At 67.6% G+C, this 4,257-nt stretch carries 4 protein-coding genes; all 4 read right to left on the reverse strand.

The window, feature by feature from the left end; translation table 11 throughout:
- The coding region (atpD, locus tag Q8Q77_RS19820) for a F0F1 ATP synthase subunit beta (RefSeq protein ID WP_305585727.1) at positions 1–1,068 on the reverse strand (1,068 nt) is incomplete at its 3' end.
- A gap of 18 nt (positions 1,069–1,086) precedes the next feature.
- Positions 1,087–1,956: a F0F1 ATP synthase subunit gamma gene (locus Q8Q77_RS19825; protein WP_305585729.1), complete on the reverse strand. Its 870-nt coding sequence runs from the start codon at positions 1,954–1,956 to the stop codon at positions 1,087–1,089.
- Positions 1,957–1,978: 22 nt separating this feature from the next.
- Positions 1,979–3,514: a F0F1 ATP synthase subunit alpha gene (gene atpA, locus Q8Q77_RS19830; protein WP_305585731.1), complete on the reverse strand. Its 1,536-nt coding sequence runs from the start codon at positions 3,512–3,514 to the stop codon at positions 1,979–1,981.
- Positions 3,515–3,518: 4 nt separating this feature from the next.
- A complete protein-coding gene (locus Q8Q77_RS19835; protein WP_305585732.1) occupies positions 3,519–4,073 on the reverse strand; it encodes a F0F1 ATP synthase subunit delta in 555 nt (184 codons plus the stop codon).
- Positions 4,074–4,257: the final 184 nt, after the last annotated feature.

The raw sequence follows: 4,257 nt of genomic DNA on the forward strand, positions 1-4,257 counted from the left end.
CACGTAGATGGCCTGGACCGAGGTGATCGAACCCTTGGCGGTGGAGGTGATGCGCTCCTGCAGGTTGCCCATCTCGGTGGCCAGGGTGGGCTGATAACCCACGGCCGAGGGGATGCGGCCCAGCAGGGCGGACACTTCGGAACCGGCCTGGGTGAAGCGGAAGATGTTGTCGATGAAGAGCAGCACGTCCTTGCCCTCTTCGTCGCGGAAGTACTCGGCCTGGGCGAGACCCGTGAGGGCCACGCGGGCGCGGGCGCCGGGGGGCTCGTTCATCTGGCCGTAGACCAGGGTGCAGCGGCTGTCGCCGCCGCCGCCGGCCTGATTCACGTTGGACTCGATCATCTCGTGATAGAGGTCGTTGCCTTCGCGGGTGCGCTCACCGACGCCGGCCAGCACCGAATAGCCGCCGTAGGCCTTGGCGATGTTGTTGATCAGCTCCTGCATGGTCACGGTCTTGCCCACGCCGGCGCCGCCGAACAGGCCAATCTTGCCGCCCTTGGTATAGGGGCAGAGCAGGTCGACGACCTTGATCCCGGTGACCAGCACCTCGGCCGAGGTCCTTTGCTCGGCGAAGGACGGGGCGTCGCGGTGGATCGGCGAATAGAACTTGGTGTCGATGGGGCCGGCTTCGTCGATGGGGTCGCCGATGACGTTCATGATGCGGCCGAGCGTGGCCGGACCCACCGGAACGGTGATGGCGCGGCCGGTGTCGATCACCGGGGCGCCGCGGGTCAGGCCCTCGGACGTGTCCATGGCGATGGTGCGGACGGTGTTCTCGCCCAGGTGCTGGGCGACTTCCAGCACCAGGCGGAAGGGCGCGCCCGTCCGTTGGTCGGTGTTGGTGGTCTCCAGCGCGTTCAGGATCGCCGGCAGCGGGCCGTCGAACTCGACGTCGACGACGGCGCCGATGATCTGGACGATCCGGCCGGTGGCGACGCGGGCGACAGCCGCCGGCTTCGGCGCGGACGCGGTCTTGGCGGCCGAAGCCTTCGCGGCGGCGGGCGCCTTGGCCGTGGCGGCCTTGGGCGCGGCGGCTTTCTTGGCGGGGGCCTTAGGGGTCGTAGCCATTGGGTCGGACTCTTTCGGTTAGAGCGCTTCGGCGCCGGAGATGATCTCGATCAGCTCCTTGGTGATCTGCGCCTGGCGAGTACGGTTCTTGAGCAGGGTGAGCGCGGCGATCATGTCGCCGGCGTTGCGGGTGGCGTTGTCCATGGCCGCCATCTGGGCGGCGTAGAATCCGGCCTGGTTCTCGAGCATGGCCGACATCACCTGGACGGTGAGGTTGCGCGGCAGCAGGGTCTCGAGGATCGCGCCCTCGTCGGGCTCGTATTCATAGGCCGCGCCCTTCAGGTCGATGGTCGCCGCGGCGCCTTCGATCTGGGCGGGGATGAGCTGGCGCACGGTCGGGGTCTGGGTGACCACCGACTTGAACTGGCTGTAGACCAGGGTGACCACGTCGATCTCGCCGGCCTCGAACAGGGCGGTGATCTTCTCAGCCACCGGCTGGGCGCCGGCCAGGGACGGGACGCCGGCCTCAAAGCTCTCGACGAAGCGGTCGCCGTACTGGCGGCGCAGGAGGTCGCGGGCCTTCTTGCCGATGGTCAGGACCTTCACGTCCTTGCCCTCGGAGATCAGGGTGCGGATCGTCTCGCGGGCGGCGCGCAGGATCTGGGTGTTGAAGCCCCCGGCCAGGCCGCGGTCCGAGGTCGCCACGACGACCAGGTGCTTCTGGTCCGCGCCCGTGCCGATCAGCAGCTTGGGCGCCCCGTCGCCGGAAACCCCCGCCGCCAGGTTGGCGATCACAGCGGCCATGCGCTGGGCGTAGGGCCGGGCGTTCTGCGCAGAACTCTGGGCGCGCCGCAGCTTGGCGGCGGCGACCATCTGCATCGCTTTCGTGATCTTCTGCGTGGATTCCACGCTTTTGATCCGATCGCGCATCTCTTTGACGCTGGCCATCTCCTAATGCTCCAGCGCGGTCTTAGGCGAAGCTCGTCACGAAGGCTTCCAGCGCTTCCTTGAGCTTGGCCTCCGTATCCGCCTTCAACTCCTTGGAGGCGCGGATGGTGTCGAGGATGTCCTGATGCTTGCCGTGCATGCGGCTGAGCAGCTCGCTCTCGAAGCGGCCGACCTGGTTGGTGGCCACGGTGTCGAGGTAGCCGCGGGTGCCGGCGTAGATCACCACGACCTGCTCCTCGACCGCGAGCGGCGAGTACTGGGGCTGCTTCAGGAGCTCGGTGAGGCGTTCGCCGCGCGCCAGCTGGCGCTGGGTGGTGACGTCCAGGTCCGAGCCGAACTTGGCGAAGGCGGCCAGCTCGCGATACTGGGCGAGGTCGCCCTTGATGGGACCGGAGGCCTGCTTCATCGCCTTGATCTGGGCCGAGGAGCCCACGCGGCTGACGCTGATGCCGACGTTCACGGCGGGGCGGATGCCCTGGAAGAACAGGTCGGTTTCCAGGAAGATCTGGCCGTCGGTGATCGAGATCACGTTGGTCGGGATGTAGGCCGACACGTCGTTGGCCTGGGTCTCGATGATCGGCAGGGCGGTCAGCGAGCCGGAGCCGTTGTCCTCGTTCAGTTTGGCCGCGCGCTCCAGCAGGCGGCTATGCAGGTAGAACACGTCGCCCGGATAGGCTTCGCGGCCCGGCGGGCGGCGCAGCAGCAGGGACATCTGGCGGTAGGCGACGGCCTGCTTGGAAAGGTCGTCATAGATGATGACGGCGTGCATGCCGTTGTCGCGGAACCACTCGCCCATGGCGCAGCCGGCGAAGGGGGCCAGGAACTGCAGCGGGGCCGGCTCGGAGGCGGTGGCGGCGACCACGATGGTGTAGTCGAGCGCGCCGCGCTCCTCGAGGGTCTTGACGATCTGGGCGACGGTCGAGCGCTTCTGACCGATGGCGACGTAGATGCAGTAGAGCTTGGCGCTCTCATCCGTGCCGGCGTTGATCGACTTCTGGTTCAGGATGGTGTCGATCGCCACGGCGGTCTTGCCGGTCTGACGGTCGCCAATGATCAGCTCGCGCTGGCCGCGGCCGACGGGGATCAGGGAGTCGATGGCCTTCAGGCCGGTCTGCACGGGCTCGTGCACCGACTTGCGCGGGATGATGCCCGGAGCCTTGACGTCCACGCGGCGGCGCTCGGCGGCGCCGACAATCGGGCCCTTGCCGTCGATGGGCTCGCCCAGCGGGTTGACGACGCGGCCCAGCAGGCCCTTGCCGACCGGCACGTCCACGATCTCGCCCAGACGGCGGACTTCGTCGCCTTCCGAGATGGCGCGGTCGTCGCCGAAGATCACGATACCGACGTTGTCGCGTTCCAGGTTCAGGGCCATGCCCTTCACGCCGGCCTTCGGGAACTCGACCATTTCGCCCGCCTGGACGTTGTCGAGGCCGAACACGCGGGCGATGCCGTCACCGACGGACAGCACCTGCCCGACGTCGGAGACGTCGGCTTCTTCGCCGAAATTGGCGATCTGCGACTTGAGGATGGCCGAAATCTCGGCGGCGCGGATGTCCATGGGCTTACGCTCTCTTCAGGGCGAACTTGAGGGAGTCGAGCTTCGAACGGAGCGAAGCGTCGAACAGTCGGGAACCGACCCGCACCTTGATGCCGCCCAGGATGGACGGATCGACGCGGGTCTCGATTTCAGGGTCTTTGCCGAGCGCGGTGCGCAAGGCGGCGGCCACGCCCTTGGATTGGGCGGCGGTGAGCGCCACGGCCGAGGTGACCTGGGCCGAGACCACCCCGCGGGCGACCGCGGAGAGCGCCTCGAAGGAGGTGATCACCGAGGGCAGCACCGAGACGCGGCCGTTGGCGGCCAGCAGGCCGAGGAACTTCTTGGTGGTGGCGTCGAACTTCGCCTTGTCAGCGATGGCGGCCAGGGCGCGGCCCTTGTCCTCCGTGCTGAACGCCGGCGAGGCCAGGAGGATCTGGAAGTCCCGGCTGTCGGCGCGCATCTTCTTCAGCGCCTTGAGGTCGGCCTCGACGGCCGCCAGTTTCTTTTCGTCGTTCGCGAGATCGAACAGGGCTTGGGCATATCTGCCGCCCACATTCGAAGCCTTGGAATCGTCCGCCACTTATTATGTCCGCCCGATGCGTGTCGAAAGCCGCGGCGGGGAACCCGCAGCGGCCTAAAGGCTTGAAAGCGCTTGGAAAAGCACATTGGCCGTCGGGACTGGTAGAGCCCCCTGGCCCGAAGCCGCGCGCCTGATAGCACGCGATTTTCGGCGCCGCAACCAAACCGGCCGCGACACCTTGGAT

Origin of the sequence: Phenylobacterium sp. (genome assembly GCF_030698145.1) — a bacterium.
Lineage (GTDB): Bacteria > Pseudomonadota > Alphaproteobacteria > Caulobacterales > Caulobacteraceae > Phenylobacterium.